Source organism: Sporosarcina sp. NPDC096371, assembly GCF_044762865.1.
GTDB lineage: Bacteria > Bacillota > Bacilli > Bacillales_A > Planococcaceae > Sporosarcina.
In genome coordinates, this window is record NZ_JBIWFE010000008.1 from 175,990 (window position 1) to 198,645 (window position 22,656).

25 protein-coding genes, 1 tRNA gene and 1 riboswitch are annotated in these 22,656 nt (G+C 41.8%); of the genes, 6 read left to right on the forward strand and 20 right to left on the reverse strand.

Annotated features, from left to right (window positions below; all coding sequences use genetic code 11):
- Positions 1 to 41: 41 nt before the first annotated feature.
- The 9 genes from ACIQ0H_RS18420 to metK form a co-directional block, all read right to left on the reverse strand.
- Positions 42 to 698 (reverse strand): Type 1 glutamine amidotransferase-like domain-containing protein, encoded by a 657-nt coding sequence (locus tag ACIQ0H_RS18420; protein ID WP_403417987.1) that lies wholly within the window; start codon positions 696 to 698, stop codon positions 42 to 44.
- Between the two features lie 395 nt (positions 699 to 1,093).
- Positions 1,094 to 1,552, reverse strand: coding sequence for a YrvL family regulatory protein (locus ACIQ0H_RS18425; protein ID WP_403417990.1), 459 nt, complete (start codon positions 1,550 to 1,552; stop codon positions 1,094 to 1,096).
- A gap of 50 nt (positions 1,553 to 1,602) precedes the next feature.
- A complete protein-coding gene (locus ACIQ0H_RS18430) occupies positions 1,603 to 2,160 on the reverse strand; it encodes a cysteine hydrolase family protein (protein ID WP_403417992.1) in 558 nt (185 codons plus the stop codon).
- A 110-nt stretch (positions 2,161 to 2,270) separates the two neighbouring features.
- A complete protein-coding gene (locus tag ACIQ0H_RS18435; protein ID WP_403417995.1) occupies positions 2,271 to 2,654 on the reverse strand; it encodes a YxiJ family protein in 384 nt (127 codons plus the stop codon).
- Between the two features lie 159 nt (positions 2,655 to 2,813).
- Positions 2,814 to 3,032, reverse strand: a complete 219-nt coding sequence (locus ACIQ0H_RS18440; protein WP_403417997.1) for a DUF6980 family protein — start codon at positions 3,030 to 3,032, stop codon at positions 2,814 to 2,816.
- Between the two features lie 33 nt (positions 3,033 to 3,065).
- Positions 3,066 to 3,617: a histidine phosphatase family protein gene (locus ACIQ0H_RS18445; RefSeq protein WP_403418000.1), complete on the reverse strand. Its 552-nt coding sequence runs from the start codon at positions 3,615 to 3,617 to the stop codon at positions 3,066 to 3,068.
- Between the two features lie 21 nt (positions 3,618 to 3,638).
- Entirely contained in the window at positions 3,639 to 4,067 is a 429-nt protein-coding gene (locus tag ACIQ0H_RS18450; RefSeq protein WP_403418001.1) for an NUDIX hydrolase, read from the reverse strand.
- A gap of 899 nt (positions 4,068 to 4,966) precedes the next feature.
- Positions 4,967 to 5,443 carry a hypothetical protein gene (locus ACIQ0H_RS18455; protein ID WP_403418004.1) on the reverse strand — a complete coding sequence of 159 codons (477 nt, stop codon included), beginning with the start codon at positions 5,441 to 5,443 and terminating at the stop codon, positions 4,967 to 4,969.
- A 236-nt stretch (positions 5,444 to 5,679) separates the two neighbouring features.
- Positions 5,680 to 6,876, reverse strand: a complete 1,197-nt coding sequence (gene metK / locus ACIQ0H_RS18460) for a methionine adenosyltransferase (RefSeq protein ID WP_403418006.1) — start codon at positions 6,874 to 6,876, stop codon at positions 5,680 to 5,682.
- Between the two features lie 223 nt (positions 6,877 to 7,099).
- Positions 7,100 to 7,219, reverse strand: a riboswitch (SAM riboswitch).
- A gap of 183 nt (positions 7,220 to 7,402) precedes the next feature.
- Between metK and pckA the strand changes: the two genes are divergently transcribed.
- The gene (pckA, locus tag ACIQ0H_RS18465; RefSeq protein ID WP_403418008.1) at positions 7,403 to 8,989 is read left to right on the forward strand and encodes a phosphoenolpyruvate carboxykinase (ATP); all 1,587 of its coding nucleotides are present in this window, start codon (positions 7,403 to 7,405) and stop codon (positions 8,987 to 8,989) included.
- 195 nt (positions 8,990 to 9,184) lie between these two features.
- Here pckA and ACIQ0H_RS18470 read toward each other — a convergent pair whose 3' ends face one another.
- From ACIQ0H_RS18470 to ACIQ0H_RS18490, 5 genes are all read right to left on the reverse strand, one after another.
- Positions 9,185 to 9,976, reverse strand: a complete 792-nt coding sequence (locus ACIQ0H_RS18470; protein WP_403418058.1) for an alpha/beta hydrolase family protein — start codon at positions 9,974 to 9,976, stop codon at positions 9,185 to 9,187.
- Positions 9,966 to 10,433 carry an NUDIX domain-containing protein gene (locus ACIQ0H_RS18475; protein ID WP_403418011.1) on the reverse strand — a complete coding sequence of 156 codons (468 nt, stop codon included), beginning with the start codon at positions 10,431 to 10,433 and terminating at the stop codon, positions 9,966 to 9,968. Before ACIQ0H_RS18475 ends, ACIQ0H_RS18470 begins: the two co-directional genes overlap by 11 nt.
- A gap of 18 nt (positions 10,434 to 10,451) precedes the next feature.
- Complete coding sequence (locus tag ACIQ0H_RS18480) at positions 10,452 to 10,760, reverse strand: transposase (protein ID WP_403418013.1); 309 nt, start codon at positions 10,758 to 10,760, stop codon at positions 10,452 to 10,454.
- A gap of 89 nt (positions 10,761 to 10,849) precedes the next feature.
- On the reverse strand, positions 10,850 to 11,032 hold the full coding sequence (locus ACIQ0H_RS18485; RefSeq protein ID WP_403418016.1) for a putative motility protein: 183 nt from the start codon (positions 11,030 to 11,032) through the stop codon (positions 10,850 to 10,852).
- Positions 11,033 to 11,094: 62 nt separating this feature from the next.
- Entirely contained in the window at positions 11,095 to 11,544 is a 450-nt protein-coding gene (locus ACIQ0H_RS18490) for a Dps family protein (protein WP_403418019.1), read from the reverse strand.
- Between the two features lie 91 nt (positions 11,545 to 11,635).
- Here ACIQ0H_RS18490 and yidD point away from each other — a divergent pair, with 91 nt between their 5' ends.
- The 3 genes from yidD (at position 11,636) to ACIQ0H_RS18505 (ending at position 13,815) form a co-directional block, all read left to right on the forward strand.
- Positions 11,636 to 11,866 (forward strand): membrane protein insertion efficiency factor YidD, encoded by a 231-nt coding sequence (yidD, locus tag ACIQ0H_RS18495; RefSeq protein WP_403418022.1) that lies wholly within the window; start codon positions 11,636 to 11,638, stop codon positions 11,864 to 11,866.
- Positions 11,867 to 12,041: 175 nt separating this feature from the next.
- On the forward strand, positions 12,042 to 13,004 hold the full coding sequence (locus ACIQ0H_RS18500; protein ID WP_403418024.1) for a metal ABC transporter substrate-binding protein: 963 nt from the start codon (positions 12,042 to 12,044) through the stop codon (positions 13,002 to 13,004).
- A 205-nt stretch (positions 13,005 to 13,209) separates the two neighbouring features.
- Positions 13,210 to 13,815 carry a type 1 glutamine amidotransferase family protein gene (locus ACIQ0H_RS18505; protein ID WP_403418027.1) on the forward strand — a complete coding sequence of 202 codons (606 nt, stop codon included), beginning with the start codon at positions 13,210 to 13,212 and terminating at the stop codon, positions 13,813 to 13,815.
- A gap of 244 nt (positions 13,816 to 14,059) precedes the next feature.
- Here the strand turns inward: ACIQ0H_RS18505 and ACIQ0H_RS18510 are convergent, their stop codons facing one another.
- The 5 genes from ACIQ0H_RS18510 to ACIQ0H_RS18530 form a co-directional block, all read right to left on the reverse strand.
- Positions 14,060 to 15,505, reverse strand: coding sequence for an o-succinylbenzoate--CoA ligase (locus ACIQ0H_RS18510; protein ID WP_403418030.1), 1,446 nt, complete (start codon positions 15,503 to 15,505; stop codon positions 14,060 to 14,062).
- A 244-nt stretch (positions 15,506 to 15,749) separates the two neighbouring features.
- Positions 15,750 to 16,568: a 1,4-dihydroxy-2-naphthoyl-CoA synthase gene (menB, locus tag ACIQ0H_RS18515; protein ID WP_403418033.1), complete on the reverse strand. Its 819-nt coding sequence runs from the start codon at positions 16,566 to 16,568 to the stop codon at positions 15,750 to 15,752.
- A gap of 111 nt (positions 16,569 to 16,679) precedes the next feature.
- Positions 16,680 to 17,501, reverse strand: coding sequence for a 2-succinyl-6-hydroxy-2,4-cyclohexadiene-1-carboxylate synthase (gene menH, locus ACIQ0H_RS18520; protein ID WP_403418036.1), 822 nt, complete (start codon positions 17,499 to 17,501; stop codon positions 16,680 to 16,682).
- Entirely contained in the window at positions 17,494 to 19,206 is a 1,713-nt protein-coding gene (menD, locus tag ACIQ0H_RS18525; protein ID WP_403418039.1) for a 2-succinyl-5-enolpyruvyl-6-hydroxy-3-cyclohexene-1-carboxylic-acid synthase, read from the reverse strand. Before menD ends, menH begins: the two co-directional genes overlap by 8 nt.
- Positions 19,199 to 20,584, reverse strand: a complete 1,386-nt coding sequence (locus ACIQ0H_RS18530) for an isochorismate synthase (protein WP_403418041.1) — start codon at positions 20,582 to 20,584, stop codon at positions 19,199 to 19,201. The genes menD and ACIQ0H_RS18530 overlap by 8 nt, the downstream gene beginning before the upstream one ends.
- Positions 20,585 to 20,746: 162 nt before the next feature.
- Here ACIQ0H_RS18530 and ACIQ0H_RS18535 point away from each other — a divergent pair, with 162 nt between their 5' ends.
- Both ACIQ0H_RS18535 and ACIQ0H_RS18540 read left to right on the forward strand, forming a co-directional pair.
- Entirely contained in the window at positions 20,747 to 21,658 is a 912-nt protein-coding gene (locus tag ACIQ0H_RS18535) for a 1,4-dihydroxy-2-naphthoate polyprenyltransferase (protein WP_403418044.1), read from the forward strand.
- Between the two features lie 108 nt (positions 21,659 to 21,766).
- The gene (locus ACIQ0H_RS18540; RefSeq protein WP_403418047.1) at positions 21,767 to 22,435 is read left to right on the forward strand and encodes a TraR/DksA C4-type zinc finger protein; all 669 of its coding nucleotides are present in this window, start codon (positions 21,767 to 21,769) and stop codon (positions 22,433 to 22,435) included.
- A gap of 128 nt (positions 22,436 to 22,563) precedes the next feature.
- Here the strand turns inward: ACIQ0H_RS18540 and ACIQ0H_RS18545 are convergent.
- A tRNA-Glu gene (locus ACIQ0H_RS18545) sits at positions 22,564 to 22,635 on the reverse strand.
- Positions 22,636 to 22,656 lie beyond the last annotated feature (21 nt).

A 22,656-nucleotide genomic window follows, 5' to 3' on the forward strand; every position in this document is an offset into this window, starting at 1 on the left:
TCGTATCTTAAACAAGGAATTAGGCTTATGATATCCCACAACTAGAGCGTCTCATCCAGTTTCCGAATCTTTGAGTGGGAAATTAAATACACATTGCCAAAAATGTCGATTTCGTCGCCCTTTACACGAACTGCACAATCTTTGTTCGACGCATAAATATTCATTTCTTCCGATAAGGGGGACAGTTCACGTTGAACCAGCTCCATGTTATTTTCTAGATCAAAATGAGACAAGACGGAAAAATCGTCAAGGCCGATTCCGTCGTAAACAGAGCTTACTTCAACTTTATCTCCAAAGTTTTTCGAGCATAACCATTTTGAGGACATGTTGATCGCACCAGCACTTGCTCCCATTACAACAGCTCTGCTTTTTTTAATGGAATCCGATAATTCATACTCCATCAAAAAACCATTTTGTTTAAGAATATTTCCACCCAACAAGAAAACGACTGAAGCATTTTGAATGAACGCTTGGGCATCTTCCTTCTGTACGCGATAATTAATTAAATGATATTCATCAAACATAATGCCAGCCTGGTCAAGCCACGAGCGTTCAAAAGCACCGTCATCTTCATTAATAGATGGATTCGAGCTAATCATAGCAAGCGATTTTCTATCAGTTATGTCCTCCTGTAACACCTTGCCCAGACTCTCTGGAAAAAAGTTGCTAAACCAACCTAAATAATAGTGAGTTTTCATAAGTACCCCCGTAGCAAAGTGTAATTATCAGATATAAGTCGAAAATTTTCACGTCTAAATACGTTGAATGAAAGAATCCTATCTACAACGCTTGGGGATGCTTATCGCTTCGGCTACCCCAGGCGCCTTCACTGGAGATCAGGCGAGTATCATAAGTTCAACATATATAATTGAAAACAGACTTCACATTACCTGAAGTTCCTCCATGAACAACAGAAAAATATAGCCACCCACGAAGACAAAACCTATAATAAACCAAATCAATAGTAACCAACAAGTAGTCAAAAACATCTTTTCAAACCATTTACTACTGAGTATCCCCAATCTTTTATACCTCCCAAGAGATTCAAACTATATTCTAGCCCGTTAAATAACCTGTAGTTATTGTGCTAACGTTACCTTTTCATTTGGGAATTAAATTTATTCTCTATTTCTCTGAACTCTTTGCTATCAATATCTGGTGGTTCTTTGTCATTTTCTCTTAATGTCCAATTAAAATAACCAGAAATCAGTGCAAATATGAGTGATCCTTGCAGAGCAATCTCAATATTCACCATAAAGGTATCGATTAACTCTATTAACACAAAAGTGAGACTGGTATTCAAAATAAATGACAACCAACCCTTACTTGATTGAATCATACCAACAGATTTCAAAGCTTTTGGTATCGCATTTGTAATGAGAGAAAGAGGTATTTCAAGGAATACATACAGTACAAAGAATAACACTATAGCACTGATTGAATTATATTGTAATCCAAGTAACCTTAAAAATAGGTATTCAAAAAAAGTAATACCAAACAATATTAGTAGTACGATAGTTGAACAAATAACTATGGATTTAATTTTATTCATGTATTCGCCTCTTTCTATAGCCTTTTCACAAATCCAAGTGCAAAAGTCATTTATCGATAATCACTGTGATTAGGTTGAAACAGATCATCATTTGTATTTCTAACCACTGAGAAATTATCGACATTGTAATGGCCATGAAGGATTTCATTATGATGGGCTATAATCTTCTCAGCAGTTAGAGACTGGGAATCCGTTGTTGAATGACCATCCCCTACTAAGGTGACATCGAAGCCATTTACTGTCGCTGTCCTAACAGCGGTATCGATACAATGTTCTGTCTTGCATCCCATAACAACAAGATGTTCAACCATGTTCTCTTGTAAAAAATCCAATAATGGAGTACCGTAAAACGAATTTGTCGCCTCTTTATCAAAGATTTTGGCATCTTGGGGGATATCAATTTTTTGATGAATGTCGAATCCTACACCACTGCCTTCTGCAACATCTTTGTCTCGTATGAAAATGACTAAGCTATCTGAGACCAATGCCTTTTTCACCGCTGAATTTATATTATCCAGCAGAGTAGTCTTATTAAAAACACTTTTTTCTTTATCATTACCGTCCATTAATTCTTGTTGTGCATCGATGATTAGTAAAGCTTGTTTCATTAAAAAAACTCCCTTTCGCTTAAATTTCTCCCGTTATTCTTCCGACAATCTAACCCAATTCTAGAGGACGTGACCGATTTTTGATTAACGTGCTCGCTAACCGTAAAGAATTAGTTGATGTATAAATAGTCTATTATTAATTTCCGTGCTTTTTCATTATTTAAATATACTTCATAAAACGTTGGATATTCAGCTGCTCTTCCTTCTAAAAATCTATATTGAGGAAAAATATCAAAAAAAGATAAATGAAGCCATTCAATCTGGCCATGTGGGATTTCTTTTGAATTTCCTCTAAGAACATAACTTAAACTTCCTGCAATATTCATCCAATATGTGTTTAAATCGCCCGTTAGACAATCCTCTTCGGTTAACTCTTTAATAAAATCTTCCTGTATCTTATCGGTAGCTCTATAAGGAAAAGTAGTGTATAAGCTTTCCTTTACTATTTTCAATTCCCCAAGGACTTCCATTTTATCTATTTGAACCAGCTCCATTAAATGTATAATATTAAAATGCCGCCCCCTTTACTCGAAGAAGAATTAATAGGATACCTTGTCTCATCCAATAAAATTAGCTGGGATTGGACTTAATTCTAATTCTCTTGCCCTAACAATTTGTTATTTGGGTAAAGCGTCCGATTGCTGAACAACTAATTATAATTTTGAACCACACCACGGACAAAATTCAATTCCTATACTCGAAGAACCACCATCATGAATAATCAAACCGTAGTCATTATCTTTAGTAGAAAAAATGATTATTTTATCAGGACATTCAAATGGATCAATATGCAACTCACATTTGAAATTTGCATGGTAATCCATAGTCTCACAACAATGTTTCTCCGTAATTAACCTCTCCTTCTGAAGCAAATGGTCCGATTGTAGTACACATCAATATCGCTTTCACTCCGCTAGTTCATTTCTTATCCGTTCAAAATTTACCCCGTTGCTATCTGAATGTAAAAGGTATATGTCAGGATTACTAAGGGTTGCCCATTCATCAAATCCGAACTGTTTATTATAATGATTTAGAAGCAATGCCATTAAATTCCCGTGTGTCACAATTATACTATTTTCAAACTCGCTTTTGAAAACACCTTCTACAACTTCCCCAATTCGATTTGCAGCTTCTTCACTAGACTCTCCACCTTCAAATTTCAAGTCAGGATTATCGAATGTTTTTCTTAACTTTTCAAGCCAATCTGGGAACGATTCTGTACTGAGTACACGTTCTTCTAATTGGCTATTCATTTCAATTTCAACATTTAACCGTTCTGCAAGTGGTTGTATGGTTTGAACGGCACGCTTGTAGGGACTCGAAATAATTCGTTCAACGTTAACATTCTCAAAAAATGTAGCTAATTCACTTGCCTGTCTATAGCCTCTTGCAGTGAGTGGAGATTCGGATGACTGACCCTCCGCTTCACAATGCCGTATCACATAGATTTTCTTCAACTGAATCACTCCAAAAATAGATTATAAAATATTCTGTAGCATTTTCTCTGCTAGTTTAATGTTATTCTTTAGATATGCAGGCATATCCGCTTGGGCAAGAATTTCTGAAGTAGTCATCCAAATAACCTCATCAACCTCTTCTGTGCTTTTAGCGTATGGTTCTCCTGATTCAAGATGACATAAGAAAACGATATCAATTACATTTATCCCGGATTCAGTAACAAAAGAAGAACTATTTACATACCTGAGAGCTGTTACTTCAATGCCTACTTCTTCTAACACTTCCCGTTTTAAAGTCCGTTCAAGAATATCAGATGAATTTCCTTCGATTTCACATTTCCCACCAACTAGTGAAAGAGAACCTCCAGCATGCTCCTCCTTCTCACTTCTTCGAATTAAAAGCCATTTACCATTACATTGGATAGCTCCTTCTACATTTACAACGAACATACAACATCCTCCTAAAGTTCATACTTCATTTTCCCACAATCCGGAATAATTTTGGCATAGCTGTATCACGCGAACATTTGTTAAAGTGCCAGAAATTTATTTTTTAGCTTTCTTATAAAGTTTAATCAACGATTCCACAGAAAAAAATATAAACAATGCAATGCTTGTAAGCACAATATTCTCACCCCAACGAATTTCTGGTCGGAATAACCACTGTAAAACCGTTAGCGTAAGGATAAACAATAAAAAATTAATTAGAGCTCTCTTGAACATCTATTCAGCCCCCTCTTGTTCCACAATCTGACCTACTGGCGGAAGACTGATTTTATTGAAAAGCAGTCAGATTTATATAACAAGTATAACATTTACTCCCCCTTAAAATATGGTTTACTATCCACTATCATCCACGGAATCTGAAGTCGTATAAACTATGTCAACGATGGGACATTTCATTAATAAATTTATTTCACCGTAAAATGAAATAATGATGTTTTCAAGATACATCTGTTATATTATAGTGAGTGAAGATACAGCTAAAATTACTTCCGAAAGACAATGGTACAACCCTAACTTTGATTCTAAATAACGGAGTGATTATTTGAAAAGACCACTATTTATGTTGATTTTATCTGTCATATTATTAGTTTCAACGGTAATGAAATTTATCAATTCCGAAACTCTAAGTACGTTTACATGGGTTGCTTACCTCGGCGTCTGTTTAATAGCGATACTATCGATTGTTAAGCACACCATGATATTAAAGAATAAAAGTAAATCGGATGTTTGAATCCACCAAAAAAGCACAGCAAGCGGGATAGCCCCACTTACTGTGCTTTTCCTATTATAAAGTCACTCAAACAAACACTTCATTGGATGAGTGACTGTGTCACCAGATTAATTTATTTTGAGATAGGAGAGGAATCTAAATTTCCAAGTTCCCCAATTTGTTCTGTAATAGGATTAACAGAAAAGAACCTTTTTTCTCCATCTACATAGCCAATGATCAGATAAAGATCAGTTCCTTTTTCACTCCACAAGACAGGCATATGCGTCTTTTCGGGAACTATTTGATACTGTTCGCCGACAAGTCTTTGTGCTTCCTCGTAGGTTAATGGGGGTAGCATATAATTCTGAATAACCACCAAACTGATGATAAAGCCTGTGAATGCCGCATTCACCCAAAATGGTTTATATGTCCGAAACCAACGCCAGGATATGAATGCAAAAATCATCAAAATGTAACAGTAGAACCTTATCTTATTAATTGCTTCGTACGGTGTAGCATTGGTGAATAAATAGATTTCAAAGACTGCCGTCAAAATAATCAAATAGATATATGGAATATTCTTTTTATATTTTTTAACGGTTTGATTCATATACTCACCAACTTCTTTAGTAGTTAAAATTGGTTATGCTTAAATGGCGTTGATCTTAAGCCTTCTTTTAAAGTTAGACGGGTCAAATCCTCTTAATGTTTCAAAACTTATTCTATTATAACAAGTGTTAAATCTTATACCGATTTTTATTAAATATCAACAATCCTTACGAAAACAACCTAAAAAAAAGCACAGCAAGCGGGATAGCCCCACTTGCTGTGCTTTCTTTAATTCTATTACTGTCCTGCTTGTTCTTTCAACGCAGCAGCTCTATCAGTCTGCTCCCATGGTAAATCGATGTCTGTACGACCGAAGTGACCATACGCAGCAGTTTGTTTGTAAATTGGACGACGTAGGTCAAGCATTTTAATGATGCCGGCTGGACGTAGATCGAATAATCCACGTACAAGCTCAACTAATTTGCTTTCCGCTACTGTGCCTGTTCCGAATGTATCGATTGAAATCGATACAGGTTGCGCTACGCCAATTGCATAGGCAAGTTGCACTTCACAACGGTCTGCAAGTTCTGCAGCCACGATGTTTTTTGCAACATAACGAGCTGCATAAGAAGCCGAACGGTCGACTTTTGTTGCATCTTTCCCAGAGAACGCGCCGCCACCATGACGTGCGTAGCCACCGTATGTGTCAACGATGATCTTGCGGCCTGTTAGACCCGCATCCCCTTGTGGTCCACCGATTACAAAGCGGCCTGTCGGGTTAATGAAGTATTTTGTATTGTCGTCAATCAATTCGGCTGGTACAACCGCGCCAATGACAACTTCTTTTATATCACGCTGAATTTGCTCAAGCGTCACTTCTGGATGATGTTGCGTTGAAATGACGATTGTATCAATTCGTACTGGATTATTGTCGTCATCGTACTCTACTGTTACTTGCGTTTTCCCATCAGGGCGTAAGTAATCTAGCGTCTCGTCTTTACGTACTTGTGCAAGACGGCGTGAAAGTTTGTGCGCTAGGCTAATTGGAAGTGGCATAAGTTCTGGTGTTTCATTACAAGCATAACCGAACATCAAACCTTGGTCACCTGCACCAATTGCTTCAAGTTCATCGTCTGTCATAGAACCTTCGCGCGCTTCAAGTGCTTGGTCAACGCCCGCAGCAATGTCAGCTGATTGTTCGTCAATCGCAGTAAGGACTGCAGATGTCTCCCAATCGAAACCAAATTTAGCACGTGTGTAACCAATTTCTTTAACCGTTTCACGAACTACTTTTGGAATATCCACATACGTTGACGTTGTAATTTCCCCCGCAACAAGGACAAGTCCTGTTGTAATGGTAGTTTCACATGCCACACGTGCATTTGGATCTTCTGCAATAATCGCATCTAAAATGGCATCCGAGATCTGGTCACACATTTTATCCGGATGTCCCTCTGTTACTGATTCTGATGTAAATAGTCGACGATTTGTCATGTTAGTTCCTCCTTATATCCTACGAGATTGATACGGTACTCATATGTCCCATGTAGAGTCCCATTCCTATAGGAAATGAAACTACAAGCCACTGCGAGCTCTATACACGAGGATAAAGGGCGATATCATATAAAAAGCCCTTCACTCACGTATTAACTACATGAGTGAAGGGCATGATTTCAAAAGCACCTTTCACTCTTATCATACAAGACATCCGCCGGAGGCATTATCTGAATTCAGATAAACGTCTTGCTACAGGTTTGGCACCTTCGCGCAGACACCATGTCTATGCAGGTTGCCGGGTTTCATAGGGCCTGACCCCTCCACCAGCTCGGGATAAGAGTATCCGTTCAAGTATCCATATTACGAAAAACAGCGATATTTGTCAATTCTTTTTAGCTTTTCGCATATAATTAGTTGCAGTTTGAATTAGTATAGACTATTATTCTTAATGTGTTATACTAATTCAAAGAATGTGATGTCACCCAAACTGATTGGGACTATACGCAAAGGATGGTACATAATTATGATATCAGCGAAAATTGGCGACGAATTGAAGGATCTTCTTTTAGGAAAAAACGTGAACGTACAGCTTTCTGTTCCACAACTTGTTGAAAAAGCAACAGCACGCGGGGAGGCACAACTTACCGCGGATGGTGCAGTCACGGCTCAAACAGGCAAGTATACAGGGCGCTCTCCTAAAGATAAGTATATCGTCGAGGAAGCGTCTTCTAAAGACAAGATCGATTGGGGTAGCGTCAATCGTCCAATCTCTTCCGAAATTTTCGATTCATTATATAGCAAGGTCATTAATCATTTAAAAGGCAATGACGAATTATTCGTTTTCAAAGGATTTGCTGGTGCAGACCCGGCTTCACGTCTTGCGATTCAAGTTGTCAATGAGTTTGCATGGCATAACTTGTTCGTTCATAACCTATTCATCCGTCCATCGGAAGAGGAATTGAAGAATCACGAAGCTCAATTTACAATCCTATCAGCTCCTTCTTTCAAAGCAGATCCAGCTGTTGACGGTACCAATTCTGAGACTTTCATCATCGTGTCGATGGAAAAACGTATTGTCTTGATTGGCGGAACTGAATATGCGGGAGAAATGAAAAAATCCATCTTCTCCATCATGAACTACTTGCTTCCTGAAAACGGTATTATGCCGATGCACTGTTCAGCTAACGTTGGAGAAGACGGCGATGTTGCCTTATTCTTCGGTCTTTCTGGTACAGGTAAAACAACGCTTTCTGCTGATGCAGACCGTAAACTAATCGGTGACGATGAGCACGGTTGGTCTGATACGGGTGTGTTCAATATTGAAGGTGGTTGCTACGCTAAATGTATTAATTTATCGCAGGAAAAAGAACCTGAAATCTTTGGCGCCATCCGTTTTGGTTCAGTTTTAGAAAACGTTGTTGTCGATCCTAACACACGTATTCCTAATTACGATGATGGTTCACTGACTGAAAATACGCGTGCAGCTTACCCAATTCAAGCAATCGATAATATTGTTGATCCTTCTGTTGCGGGTCATCCGAAAACAATCGTGTTCTTAACAGCAGACGCGTTCGGTGTATTGCCTCCGATCTCGAAGTTGACGAAAGAACAAGCGATGTACCACTTCCTAAGCGGTTTCACATCGAAACTTGCAGGAACTGAGCGTGGTATTACATCACCAGAAGCTACTTTCTCAACATGCTTCGGTTCACCTTTCTTACCACTCCATGCAACAGTCTATGCTGAAATGCTTGGTAAGAAAATCGATGAGCATGATGCACAAGTATTCCTAGTCAACACTGGCTGGACTGGCGGCGTATATGGCGTTGGTAAACGTATGGATCTGAAACACACACGCGCAATGGTACGTGCAGCACTTGCAGGGACATTAAACAACGTCGAAACAACAACAAACGATGTATTCGGCCTTGAAATGCCAACAGCTATCGACGGCGTTCCAACAGAAGTGTTGAACCCACGCAATGCTTGGACTGATGGTGCTGCTTATGACCAAAAAGCAAATGAATTAGCGGATCTGTTCCGTGAAAACTTCAAAAAGTTCGGTACGGTTTCTGAGGATATTTCTCTCAAAGGTGGACCTACTGCTTAATAATGTAAAACAGTGTAGCACATTTCACGTGTGCTACACTGTTTTTTGTTTATTCCAATATATCCACACTGGCATTTCCATCAAAAAAGCCCTTTATTTCTGCATTAAAAACGATATTCCCTCAATAGTGTCATACTATTAACAATAATCCATCTAGAGTGCTAATCGTTTACATTGTACTATGAACCTGCTTTTTCATTGCCCTTTCCCTCGCATCCATTTACATAAGTCACGAACTAGCATTGTATTCATAACAGGAGGGATGAAATGCGTGTACTCCGGAAAATACCAAGTTCCATAGTCTTTGTCATGTTGCCGAAGAGCATCTTCAAGCAAAACGGCTTGTTGGAAGGATACATTGGTATCTAGCATCCCATGAATGATGAGGATGGGCGCTTCGATATTATTGACACGGAACAGTGCTGTTCGTTCCCGGTATGCATCAGGCATGCTATTCGGTGTACCGCCGATAACCCGCTTCATCATGCGGCGCATATCTTTTCGTTCATTATATGTAAATACGATATCAGAGACCCCTGCCCATGTAACGACTGACGTAATATCATCCCGTAAAATGGCTGTCCAAAGCGCCATAATACCGCCGCGTGAAAAGGCAAATAAGTGAATCCTTTCCGAATTGGTCTTTGGTTGCTGCTTGAGCACATCGACCGCATTCACTGCATCTTGCCGATCGGCACCCGCGAATTCGTCTCGACCCTCGCCTCCACGATTGCCGCGGTAATAAGGGGCAAACACAACAAATCCTTGCGATGCGAATTGGGCAATACGCGCAGGACGTACCATGCCAACATGCTGCATGCCGCCTCGTAAGTATAGGATTCCTTCATAATTTCCTTCTGCAATAGGTTCCGCTAACAGCCCTTTGACCTTCAAACCATCCGACCAATAGGTGATTTCCTCCAGCGCAATGGAAGGGTTTGGTGAAGGATAAGGCCTGCGATGAAAGATGATGCCATCATGATTCATGCCTTTCAACCCACTCTCTAATCGTTTCCATACCCGTCCCTTTCATATGAAAACTCAATTCCTCACACTGATCCAACTCATCGCTTGTCAGCCACATTGCGCCTTCCGTTTCATGAAGTGTTGGCTGTTCATCAATCTGGGCAACTTTCGCTGTAAACACCGCCTTACAAAATGTACTGTCACTTTGCACAATATATTCAGCTACTTTAACCAAATCCTGAATCGTTACGCCCGTTTCCTCAATCGTCTCACGGATGGCTGCTTCCTCGATGGACTCTCCTGGTTCCGCCTTCCCACCAGGAAACTCCACCCCTCGGATGGAATGTCGTGTAAGTAACCATTTTCCACTTTGTTTCAATACAACAAGTACATGCCGAGCTTCCATTCCAAGATGATTATCCCCGAATGTTAGCTCCACACGTCCTCCGTTCACATCACTAAATGTAAGAATTCCCATCACATCCTTTCGTTTAGTTTAACGAAAGTACGGTAATTTCTCAATGAACTGTTTCGACTTGGTATCCGTAAACTCATGGATGAGCGCATAGATCTTCATCATCCGATTATCCACATCCTCACTACCACTAGCATCCTGAAAACGTAAGAGCGGCAAATGGCTCTTCAGAAAGTTTCGATATTCAATTTGATCGACCTGTATGAAAAGGCGATCAAAAATAGGCACGTACTCCCTTGCCACCTCTACCTCGTACTCCCACGGTGAATCATCTGGATGATGATACACTTGCTGGTTGACAACTGAAACGTACATTTTATATTTCTCCATACAAAACCATCCTTTTTTCTTTTTAGGATGTTCAATCAAAACAAAAACATGCATCCCCATTTTCTAGAGATGCACGTCTATGTTTCGATTTACGCTGTTACGTCTATCGAAGCGCCTTTGGTAGGATGTGCTACTGCAGGTTGGTCAGGTAGTATTTCTAGCATTTCTGTTGCTGTATTCGTGTTCATTGTAAGTGTTTTGTTTAAAACGCTCATCTGTACAAGCGATTGCAAACTTCTTAGTTGGCTCGCCATGATTGAATTCATTTCCATCTGCCCTCACTCCTTCACTACCTTAGTATCGGTAATTTAGGTTTATTTTTAAGGGCAATCGATTATTTATGGCCATCACCAAGAAATGCACGAAGCATCCATTGGTGCTTCTCAATCGTTTGGTACGTGGCATTCAATACGTCTTCTGTCATGTCATCTCCTGCCTGTGCGGCCAATTCCATTCCTTTTTTCAATGATTGCATGATTTCACCGTAGTCGGATGCGATATTTTTTACCATACCATCCGCCTGCTCTTTACCTGTTGCCTCTTTTACAACAGATTGTTCTAGATGTTCTTTCAATGTAGCGGCCGGATTCCCGCCTAGTGTCAAAATACGTTCAGCGATTTCATCCATATGCAATGTCGCTTCGTTATAGAGTTCCTCAAATTTTGTATGCAGTGTGAAAAACTGATTGCCTTTGACGTACCAGTGATAATTATGCAATTTTGCATACATCACTGACCATGAGGATACTTGAATGTTCAATTCCTGAATAAGTTCTTTCGACATAACAAAACCTCTCCTTGTAATTCATCTCCCTGTTAATTTACCTCTATAGCCAGTAGAATAAACATAACAGCATGAATAGGGAGCTATGAACTTGAAAACAATCTTAATGGGTATCATCAAATTGTATCAAAAAGCAATTTCACCGTTAATGCCGCCTACGTGTCGTTTCTATCCGACCTGTTCACATTATGGGCTCGAGGCTATCGAAAAACATGGCGCGGTCAAAGGTTCTTGGCTGGCGGCGCGCCGTATTTCCAAATGCCATCCATTTCATGAAGGCGGATTTGATCCAGTACCGGAAAAAAATATAGTGAAAAAGTAGAAGCGGTTCGGCATGATTGCCGAGCCGTTTTTTATTTACATTAAATTGCAATGACCGCCCCTTTTGCTACAATGTTTTCTTTCTAGTTGCCAAATCCCCAACTCTCTTGTATGATGATAAAGCTAGTTACCTAAATCGTAACGATTACTATTAACTTAACGGAGGATACATAATAATGAACAAAAAAATCATTGTCATCATTTCATTGCTTACCATGCTGCTACTTGCTGCATGTGGCAATAAGGACGTAACTAAAGAACAGGTAGCAATTGAAGATGGTAAACTGTCCGTTTATACAACCGTCTATCCTCTGCAATATTTCACGGAACGAATCGGCGGCGAGCATGTCGATGTTAAATCAATCTACCCACCGGGTGCTGATGAACACACATTCGACCCTACACAAAAAGATATGATTGCACTCGCAGATTCCGATCTATTCTTCTATATCGGACTTGGTCTTGAAGGTTTTGTAGAAAAAGCAGAAAAGACGCTGAAAAACGAACATGTCAACATGATTGCGACTGCAGAAGGTATTTCTGAGGAAATGCTTGAAGAAGGACATGACCACGAGGATGAGGGACATGACGAAGAAGGTCATAACCATGGCGCACTTGATCCCCACGTTTGGATTTCGCCAAAACTTAGTGTAGAACTTGCAACGTCCATCAAAAATGAACTGATTGAAAAAGCACCTGACATGAAAGACGAATTCGAGAAAAACTTTGAGCAACTTAATAAAGACCTAGTCGAACTCGACGCGAAGTTTCAAGAGATGGCATCCAATGCTCCATCCAAAACGTTCTTTGTCTCCCATGCGGCATTTGGTTACATTGCCGATCCATATGGCCTTGAGCAAGTCGCCATCGCCGGCTTGAACTCGCAAAGTGAGCCTTCACAAAAACAATTGGCGACACTTGTTCAACAGGCCAAAGAACAAAACGTACACTATATCCTGTTCGAACAAAATGTTTCATCCAAACCAACAGAAGTTGTGCGCAAAGAAATCGGCGCTGAAGCTCTTACACTGCATAATCTTGGTGTATTGACAGTCGATGACATCAAAAATAACGAAGACTATTTGTCCTTGATGGAACGGAATATCGAAACGTTAAGGAAAGCATTGAGTGGAAAATGATTAAATAATGGCTGTTCTGCAACTCGGTATGAATCCGGTAAGCAGGACAGCTTTTTTGATTAAACAGGTTGTTTCAGCTATCGCTATGATCAAGTCAGCATCAAAATGGGACAAGGTTGTCAGTAAAAGGAATACTATTTATTGACTATTGTTTTAATAAAGATTACTATGATAGGAACATACATTCTTGACAGGAGGAATTAAAGTGCAAAAAACCATTATTTTTGTCTTATTAAACGAATTTGCTGATTGGGAGTTTAGTTATCTAGCCGCCAAACTAAATGACGGTTCTTCTGAGGGCAAATATGAAGTTAAAACTTTAAGTCTAACTACAGACCCCATTAAATCGATTGGCGGGTTAAGGGTTATTCCAGATTACTCAATCACTAATTTCCCTTTGGACTTTTCCGGATTGGTCTTAATTGGTGGTAATTCCTGGCGTAAGGACGAAAGTAAACGCATAACAAAAATTATTGATACAGGATTAGAAAACAGTGTACCCATTGGTGCGATTTGTGATGCCACAACATTTTTGGGGAAAAATCGATACTTAAACCGCGTCAGTCATACGAGTAATCGACTAGAAGACTTACAGTCATATGCTGAAGGTAATTATACAAATGAGGAAGCATATAGGATGGAGCAGGCAGTGAGTGATCAAAATATCATTACCGCTAATGGAACAGCAGCACTTGAATTTGCGAAGCAGTATTATTTAGCACTAGAGCCAGAAGCACAGAATGAGATGGAGCAGTGGTACAATTTCCACAAGTTTGGCTTCTATGAAGCACTAAAAAGAAATATGGACTAACGGTCCCGTTCTTCTCATTCCATACTACAGTCTCTTCGACATTCAAACATTGTCCTCATAGGAAAATGGCTATGCTAAAAAAAATATCGGTTATATCTCAATATGAATAACAAAACAAAGCTTTAAATTAATAAAACTCAAACCTACATTTCTCCATGCTACTCGGTTTGAGTTTCATTAATTTTCTATTCTTCTTTAATAACAACGAACATTTCAAAGCTCAGTATATCCTGTTCCAACGCCTCTACTCCTGCTCCACCCATTCCCTCAGTTCCCGCCGCAACAACTTATTCGAAGCATTGCGCGGTAGCTTATCGACGAAACGGAATTCTTTTGGTACTTTATAGCGCGCTAATCGCTGCTCACAAAACAATCGTAATTCCTCCACCGGCACATTCCCCGTCACTACGACAAACGCCACCGGTACACTTCCCCATTCGGAATGTTCCCGTCCACAGACTCCCGCTTCGCTTACACCTGGATGCGCGACGAGCGCGTTTTCAATTTCTGCAGGATAAATATTCTCCCCGCCTGAAATGATCAAATCCGAACGGCGATCGACAATGTACAAATAGCCTTCTTCATCGAAATAACCAATATCCCCCGTTGGTAACCAGCCTTCCTCTAATGGATGCACGGCTGAAAATCGACCGATATACCCCGGTGTCACATGCGGACCACGTATGAATACTTCCCCTTTGTCGTACGGATTTTTCATATCTTTAATCTTGATCTGATTAAAGAATAACGGCTTACCTGCTGAACCCATCTTACGCATCGCATCGCCCGCCGCCAATGTCGCCGTCTGCGAACTCGTTTCCGTCATGCCGTACGTTTGAAGGACCGGGATGTTACGCTGTACCGCCCGTTCCAAATAATCAACAGGAACAGATCCACCGCCTGCAAGCATCGTTTGGAAGGATGGATGAGCCATTGCATTGTCCTTTTCAAGCTCACGAAGGATTTTATCCAGCGTAAGGGAGACAACAGACATCCTGGTTACCGAGCCATCTCGAATTTCTTGCGCCGTCTGAATAGGATCAAATTTCTCGTATAACCTGACTTCCATTCCGTACAAAACGGACCGAACAAGGATGGAGAAGCCACTGATATGGAACAATGGCATAGCGCAAAGCCAGACATCCTTGTCGTTCAACCCGAGATTCAAGACGGAGGACAGCGCACTAGAAACATGATTTCCGACTGTTTGACGGACACCTTTTGGAAAGCCAGTCGTACCTGATGTATACATAATCGTGATGGTCCGGTCCGCTGTCCACAAATCTTGAACAACAAACGGCTGCCCTTCACTCTGTTCAATCGTTGAATAAGGCAATAGACGAACAGCCGAATTGGCGATAACAGCACTCATGTCATCCGCAACAATCACCGCGTCAGCACCTGAATCCTCCAATTGCCACTCCAATTCTTTTGTCGTCAGCCGACTATTCAACATGACGATTTCAAGTCCCGTCAGCATGCAAGCATGAATGATAAATACCATATCCGCATTGGACGGGCCAAGTAATGCAATTCGCTGTCCTTCCTGCAAACCATTGGCTGCCAATTTCTCAGCAAGTTGCATGGACTTATGTTTCAACTGGGCAAACGTCCATGTGTCATCTCCAAAAGATAGCGCCGCCTTTTCCGGAGTCAAATAAGCGCGCTGCATAAGCCAATTTGGAATCATTTTTTCACTCTCCATTCAGAATAAAAGAACTGCGAAGGGCGCCCGAAGCTAGACAAAAAGCTGCCCGGTAAGAGGCAGCTTTCTTGTATATCATCCAGCTTCAGCGCCTAGGGGCTCGGGGTCATAAGCAAGCCCAGCAGGGAGGGATTGAACTGCATCCCTCCTATGTGCGGCAAAAAAACGCCGCTTCGCCGGTCTTTCTTATGCCTGTCGCCCCTATTCAAGGCGCTTACGCTTTTGTCTATTAAGGGAAACGTGGGAATTGACCGAAGTCCGGTTGACGTTTTTCTTTGAACGCATCGCGTCCTTCTTTCGCTTCATCCGTTGTGTAATATAGAAGTGTTGCATCACCAGCAAATTGTTGAAGGCCAGCAAGTCCATCTGTATCTGCGTTCATTGCCGCTTTTACAAAACGAAGTGCAGTAGGACTCATTGTAAGCATTTCCTCACACCATTGAACGGTTTCATCTTCCAGTTGCTCATAAGGAACGACTGTATTGACAAGGCCCATGTCCAACGCTTCCTGTGCATCGTATTGACGGCATAGGAACCAGATTTCACGTGCTTTCTTATGGCCAATGATACGTGCCAAGTAACCCGAACCATAACCTGCGTCGAATGAACCGACTTTTGGTCCTGTTTGTCCGAATCGCGCGTTGTCTGCCGCAATTGTCAAGTCACAAACAACATGTAGTACGTGTCCACCGCCGATTGCAAAACCTGCGACCATTGCCACAACTGGCTTAGGAATTACACGGATTAGACGTTGTAGGTCAAGTACGTTCAAACGTGGAATTTCGTCATCTCCAACATAGCCACCATGACCACGTACAGATTGATCTCCACCTGAACAGAATGCTTTCTCGCCTTCACCTGTCAATACAATAACGCCAATACTTGCGTCATCACGCGCACGTGAGAATGCATCGATGAGTTCCGTTACTGTTTTCGGTCGGAATGCGTTACGCACTTCCGGACGGTTGATTGTTATTTTTGCGATACCACTATACTTTTCGTATTTGATATCTTCGTATGTACGAATTGTTTCCCATTGACGTGTCATATAGATCCTCCTCGATTTTCACTCTATCAATTTCGCCTCGGCGTAATTGTGCCCGCAGGATGCGGGCATGCAGTCGTTGCTGCAGGACGCAGCGAACTTAGACTGCCTTCCTCAACTTAAAATATGTTCCTCTACTATTGTAGCAAATAAAGCGGGATTTTCCACATGAATTGCATGTCCGACATTTGCTATCGTTTCATGACGAACATTTGAGAAATATTTCATCATTTCCCGGGCAATATTTCCGAACTTCGTGTCGAGTTCCCCCGTAATGAGCAAAACAGCAAGATTTAACGTGTGCAGTTCCTGCCAGTACGAAGGCTGACTTCCTGTCCCTATGCCCCGTAAACTGCTCGCTAATCCTGCTTCCCGCTGACTCAGTCGTTCTTTTCTGACCGCCAGCTTCTTTTCTTCCGACAATATTTGCTGCGTTGCAAATAAAGGGATATTTTCCCAAAAATTAATAAATGCCGGCAAACCTTCCGACTGAATTTTATCCGCTAATCGACCGTCCGCCGCCTTCCGATCCGTACGCTCTTCTAGCGTCTTCAAGCCTGGTGACGAACTTTCAAGAACCAATGACGAAACCCTATCCGGATAATTGGCCACATAAGCAAGCGCAATACGCCCTCCCATGGAATAACCAACCAATGTGAACCGATCTAACGACAGCGTTGCAAAAAGCGCTTCAAGGTCCTCCACTTGCTGTTCCATCGAGTAACGACTGATCTCCTCTGGTGCCGTTGTTTTCCCGTGACCTGTTAAATCAATCGTGACTGTTCGAAATGTCCCCTTGAACAAATCGACGATTTCCCGCCAACTTGCCGTGGTTCCCGTAAACCCATGTAACATGACAACAGTCGGCAAGTCCTCTTCGCCATTGATGTCCACATGGATGTCTATCCCACGAACGTGGACAATTCTTTCACTCATTACGTTCAAGCCTTTCTGTAATACATGCCCATAGTTCACGGTGCGCCTTCACATTTACCTGACGATCCGAAAATACTTCAATAATACGCAAAGGCTTGTCTTTCACTCGTGCAAGTTCCGCTTCGAACTCTTCAACCGTCTTCACAGTGGCATATTGTGCATCATACATCGCTGCAATATGATTGAATGTCAAACCCGTCGGTGTGCCAAACAACTCCTCAAAATGGTTGCTAACACCGCCTTGGGGAAGATAAGAGAATATCCCACCACCATCGTTATTCATAATGACAATCGTCAAGTCCATGTCATGAAAACGACTGACAATCAAACCGTTGACATCATGTAAAAACGATAAATCACCAATATATAGCCAGGTTGGTCGCTGTCGTGCTATCTGAATACCGAGCGCTGTCGACACAACGCCATCAATACCATTCGTTCCCCTATTGGCAAAAAGTGTGATGTCTTTAGTCGTTTTCCTGAAAAATGTATCGATATCACGGATTGGCATACTGCTTCCACTGACGAGATCGCTTCCAGTTGGCAAAAACTCCACTAGTTTTTTGATAAATATTCCCTCATCTCCAGCAACGCCCTTATAACTGTTCGTCACTGCAGATGCCATGTCATTTGCAGCAGTCCATAATTCAGTGTAAGATGTGATCGGTTTTTCGATCATCAACTGTAAAATATTCTCCACCGAAGTCTGGATATGATGCGTGACAATCCCCAGCGAATCCCGAAATTCTGGCGATTCATCCACTGCAATAAACGTTGACGGCCGCACCTTTTTCAGAAAAAGCGATAGAGGTTTTGACACGGGTTGTGTGCCAAATCGGATGACTGTATCCGGAATAGCCTCGTCACCGAATGCAACACTTTTTAACAGTGCATCATAGTGATCAATACAAAGCGTGGCACAGTGTTCAGGCACCTCCGAACGAAGGTTCGATATCGGGTCACATAGCACAGGCCATTGCAAAGCTTCCGCAAATCTCCAAAATGCTTGTTTATCCAACCCGACAGGCATTTCTCCAGCAACAATCAACCCTTTGTCTGACCCAGAAAGAATTTCCATCATCCATTTTGCTGTCGCCGGATCCAAAGCATTGACACCCGCAAAACGTTTACTGAACGTCGATGTCGGGGTTTCTCGATCAAAATCAATCAAAAGCGGTTCCCGGAACGGTACATTCAAGTGAATCGGTCCATGGGGTGCTGTTGTCGCAACAGACATTGCCCGGCTTACATGCCGATCGATAAAATCATTCATATCTGGATTATTTTCAGCCAAAGGCATGTCTACACTGTACTTCACATGCTCACCATACATCCGAATCTGATCAATCGCCTGTGGTGCTCCCACTTCTCTTAATTCATGCGGACGGTCCGCCGTGATTACAATCAGCGGAACGCGCGCATAATAAGCCTCTGTAATGGCTGGGTGGTAATTCGATGCCGCTGTACCCGATGTGCATAACAAGACGACAGGCTGACCAGATGCTTTCGCCAGACCTAGTGCAAAATAAGCTGCGGAGCGTTCGTCAATTTGCCGATAGACATCGAGACCATCAGTGGAAGCAAATGCGTATGCAAGAGGTGTCGAACGTGAGCCGGGACTTACCACTGCTGCTGTTACACCTGCATTCATCAAAGCTCCAGTCATTCGACGGACATAATCCGTCAATACGATGCGATTATCCATTCAATTTTCCTCCAAGCGCCCGCATAACCGGTCTGAATTTAACCCATGTTTCATCATATTCTTCGGCTGGGTCGGAATCTGCCACAATGCCACCGCCTGCATACAAATAAGCACGGTCCCCGTCAAGTAATGCCGAGCGAATCGCAACCGCAAATTCTCCATTGCCTGCCGTATCTGTCCACCCAATCGGCGCAGCATAATAGCCCCGATCCATTTTTTCCTCAGAACGAATCATTTCTAGCGATACATTTGTGGGAACTCCCCCAAGCGCCGGAGTGGGATGAAGCGACTGGACCAAACTGAAAATGTCGGTTCCTTGTTCTACTTTCCCTTCAATCGGTGTAAATAGATGCTGGATATCACGGATTTTCATGAGCTTTGGTGATTTTGGCATGATGATATCCGTACAAAATGACTGAAACACCTGGGAAATCATATGAACTACATATTGATGTTCTTCTCGATTTTTGCGATCCTCAAGTAATTCTTCACCTAATTCGCGGTCCTCACCTGCTGATTTTCCACGTTTAATGGACCCCGCGACACATGCCGAATAGGCCCGTCCATCTGATATTTCGATTAAACGTTCTGGCGTTGCACCAAAAAATAATTGACCATCTTTTTGTAGACCAAAGTGATAACTTTCCTGCTGCTCGTTTGATATGTGGTGGAGTGCAGTAACGGCCGGCACTTCTTCATCAAAATGAAGTTGGACTGAACGTGCAATAACAACCTTCTCAGCTTCTCCATTGTTAATTTTACGTGTCACATCTGCAACGGCCTTCATATACTTCTCTTTTGCCATTTCCTCGATGGAAACCACTTTTGGTTTTTCCAACAGGTTGAAATCTTCTACTTGCGCAATATGAATGAGACGATCTCTTTCATCACGCAACTGATCGAATTCCTCCGCCGCTTCACTGCTTTCCGTCACCAAGTTGATGGAAATCGAAGTTCTTCCGTTCTTGATGGTCAACTGGAAAGATGGCACAACGAAATAAGCGGATGGAAATGCCTCCCACTCTTCATCCTTTACACTTTTTGGATCATATGAAAAACCTCCAAACAATACAGGCTCCATATCTTTTTCTTCTTTTATGAGTGCGGCTCGCAACTTATTCCATGTGTTTGAAATATGTGCAAAACGTTCATCTGTACCTTCACTTGTTATGACAGTGGCATGCCCTATCCCAACAAGTGTCATCGTTTTATCTGCATTTTGCCAATAAAAACGTTTATCTTTGTAACAGGATTCCCCCGCTTCAAAAAACGCTAGTGGTGAAATTCGCCCCGCATCGATTGTTTCCGTAAAAAATCGTACTGCATGATCCTCGATTTTCAATTGAGTTTTGCGGGCAGCGGTCAACTTCCGGTTCATCATATTCCCTCCGTACATTCATTCAGCTAATTTAATGCTTATACCTTTATACTATCATACCGAATTTTCGACATTTCGGCACATAATAAGCAGGCAGCATGTCCACTTTGTCGATTTTGGAGTACAATGGTTATAGTTTAAAATGATAGGGAGCGAACTACTTTGCAACAGACAATAAAAGCAGATACAGGATGGCGCATTTGGTGGAAGCTGACACGTCCACACACACTTACAGCCGCATTTGCACCTGTGTTTCTAGGTACAATGATTGCGTTAACTTACGGAAAAATTCATTTTCCTTTGTTCTTCGCTATGCTCATCGCCAGCGTCCTCATTCAAATGGCGACAAATATGTTCAACGAGTACTACGATTTCAAGCGTGGTCTTGATACGGAGCAATCCATCGGCATTGGCGGTACGATTGTCCGTAATGGCGTAAAACCGAAAACCGTAATAAACCTTGCATTTTTGCTATACGGCATCTCCGTTCTTATCGGCATCTACATATGTATGGAAACATCATGGATGCTTGCCGTTGTCGGGATCGTATCTATGATGATTGGTTATTTTTATACAGGTGGACCTTACCCAATCGCCTACACACCTTTTGGCGAGCTATTTTCTGGCGTTGTCATGGGTATGCTACTTATCCTCATCGCATTTTATATCCAGACAGATACGGTCACAACAGAAGCAGTGTTGTTGTCCATTCCTAGTATGTTACTCGTCGGCGGAATTATGTTGGCAAATAACATACGTGATATTGAAGAAGATACAAAAGGCGGAAGAAAAACACTTGCTATTCTAGTCGGTCGATCAAGTGCCGTAACAATCTTAATGTTATTTTTCATCGTTTCTTATGGATGGATTGTAGCGCTGATTATCTTTGGTAAACTTACACCTTGGGCACTTCTCATTTTTCTTAGTGTGCGAAAACCTATAAATGCAATTTCTGTATTCCGAAAACATGTGCAGCCACTTGAAGTCATGCCAGCCATGAAAAATACTGCCGTGACAAACACACTGTTTGGCCTATTGCTTGGTCTTGGTATACTAATCGGACATATTCTATAATCCTACAGCCTAAAACATCGGATTTATTCGGTGCTTTGGGCTGTTTTTTCATTAAATCGGTGAACTTGGTGCATACTGTTGGTATTACCAAAAAGGACGTGACAAAACGTGCTAAATGAAAAGCAGCGAGCTGTGCTGAAAAAAGAATTACTTGAAATGAAAAAGGATTTGATGACAACAGCAGAAGAAACTGACCGAAAGGAAAATACACAAGATGCTACAGGTGAACTCTCAATGTACGATAACCACCCCGGCGATATGGGCACAGAACTGTTTGAGCGCGAAAAAGACGCCGCTCTAAACGTCCATGCTAACGCTGAGTTGGAAAAAGTCGAGGACGCCTTACAAGCCATGCAAAATGACACCTATGGGATTTGCGAAGAATGCAAAATCGACATTCCATTTGAGCGACTTGAAGTCATCCCTTACACTACACTTTGCATCGACCATGCTACGGAACGAGAAATCCCGCATGATCTTCCGGTCGAGAATGATATCCTAATCATGGCCAACCCAAATTCATTTGCCGATAGAAGGTATGGTGCCTCCCGCGATGGCGAGGACAGCTTCCAAGAGATAGCGAAGTCTGGCACCTCAGAAACCCCTTCGGACTTCATAGGCGACCATGATAACTATGAAACGTTATACGACAGTAATCTTGAGGACGGGGCTGCGGAACCGATTGAAGAGTTTATAAGTACGGATATAAGCGGCCTTACACGTGGTTTCGTTAGATCCGATGCCTCCGAGCAGTATGAGGCGGAACTCGATAGCTAAAAATAGGAATAGATAGCGGATTTCAAAAAGCGACATGCCTGAACGCATAATACGTTCAGGCATGTCGCTTTCAACTTTTCAACAAATAAAAAAGTCTACGATACAAGTATCATAGACTTTCTTTAGTATGACCCCTACGGGATTCGAACCCGTGTTACCGCCGTGAAAGGGCGGTGTCTTAACCGCTTGACCAAGGGGCCATTTTACATGGCGGAGAAGGA

Bases quoted from the DNA above. Each gene is read 5' to 3' on its own strand.
- ACIQ0H_RS18420 (WP_403417987.1), bottom strand. From the start codon at position 698: ATGAAAACTCACTATTATTTAGGTTGGTTTAGCAACTTTTTTCCAGAG.
- ACIQ0H_RS18425 (WP_403417990.1), bottom strand. From the start codon at position 1,552: ATGAATAAAATTAAATCCATAGTTATTTGTTCAACTATCGTACTACTA.
- ACIQ0H_RS18430 (WP_403417992.1), bottom strand. From the start codon at position 2,160: ATGAAACAAGCTTTACTAATCATCGATGCACAACAAGAATTAATGGAC.
- ACIQ0H_RS18435 (WP_403417995.1), bottom strand. From the start codon at position 2,654: ATGGAGCTGGTTCAAATAGATAAAATGGAAGTCCTTGGGGAATTGAAA.
- ACIQ0H_RS18450 (WP_403418001.1), bottom strand. From the start codon at position 4,067: ATGTTCGTTGTAAATGTAGAAGGAGCTATCCAATGTAATGGTAAATGG.
- ACIQ0H_RS18455 (WP_403418004.1), bottom strand. From the start codon at position 5,443: ATGAATCAAACCGTTAAAAAATATAAAAAGAATATTCCATATATCTAT.
- metK (WP_403418006.1), bottom strand. From the start codon at position 6,876: ATGACAAATCGTCGACTATTTACATCAGAATCAGTAACAGAGGGACAT.
- pckA (WP_403418008.1), top strand. From the start codon at position 7,403: ATGATATCAGCGAAAATTGGCGACGAATTGAAGGATCTTCTTTTAGGA.
- ACIQ0H_RS18470 (WP_403418058.1), bottom strand. From the start codon at position 9,976: ATGAATCATGATGGCATCATCTTTCATCGCAGGCCTTATCCTTCACCA.
- ACIQ0H_RS18475 (WP_403418011.1), bottom strand. From the start codon at position 10,433: ATGGGAATTCTTACATTTAGTGATGTGAACGGAGGACGTGTGGAGCTA.
- ACIQ0H_RS18480 (WP_403418013.1), bottom strand. From the start codon at position 10,760: ATGGAGAAATATAAAATGTACGTTTCAGTTGTCAACCAGCAAGTGTAT.
- ACIQ0H_RS18485 (WP_403418016.1), bottom strand. From the start codon at position 11,032: ATGGAAATGAATTCAATCATGGCGAGCCAACTAAGAAGTTTGCAATCG.
- ACIQ0H_RS18490 (WP_403418019.1), bottom strand. From the start codon at position 11,544: ATGTCGAAAGAACTTATTCAGGAATTGAACATTCAAGTATCCTCATGG.
- ACIQ0H_RS18500 (WP_403418024.1), top strand. From the start codon at position 12,042: ATGAACAAAAAAATCATTGTCATCATTTCATTGCTTACCATGCTGCTA.
- ACIQ0H_RS18510 (WP_403418030.1), bottom strand. From the start codon at position 15,505: ATGATTCCAAATTGGCTTATGCAGCGCGCTTATTTGACTCCGGAAAAG.
- menB (WP_403418033.1), bottom strand. From the start codon at position 16,568: ATGACACGTCAATGGGAAACAATTCGTACATACGAAGATATCAAATAC.
- menH (WP_403418036.1), bottom strand. From the start codon at position 17,501: ATGAGTGAAAGAATTGTCCACGTTCGTGGGATAGACATCCATGTGGAC.
- menD (WP_403418039.1), bottom strand. From the start codon at position 19,206: ATGGATAATCGCATCGTATTGACGGATTATGTCCGTCGAATGACTGGA.
- ACIQ0H_RS18530 (WP_403418041.1), bottom strand. From the start codon at position 20,584: ATGAACCGGAAGTTGACCGCTGCCCGCAAAACTCAATTGAAAATCGAG.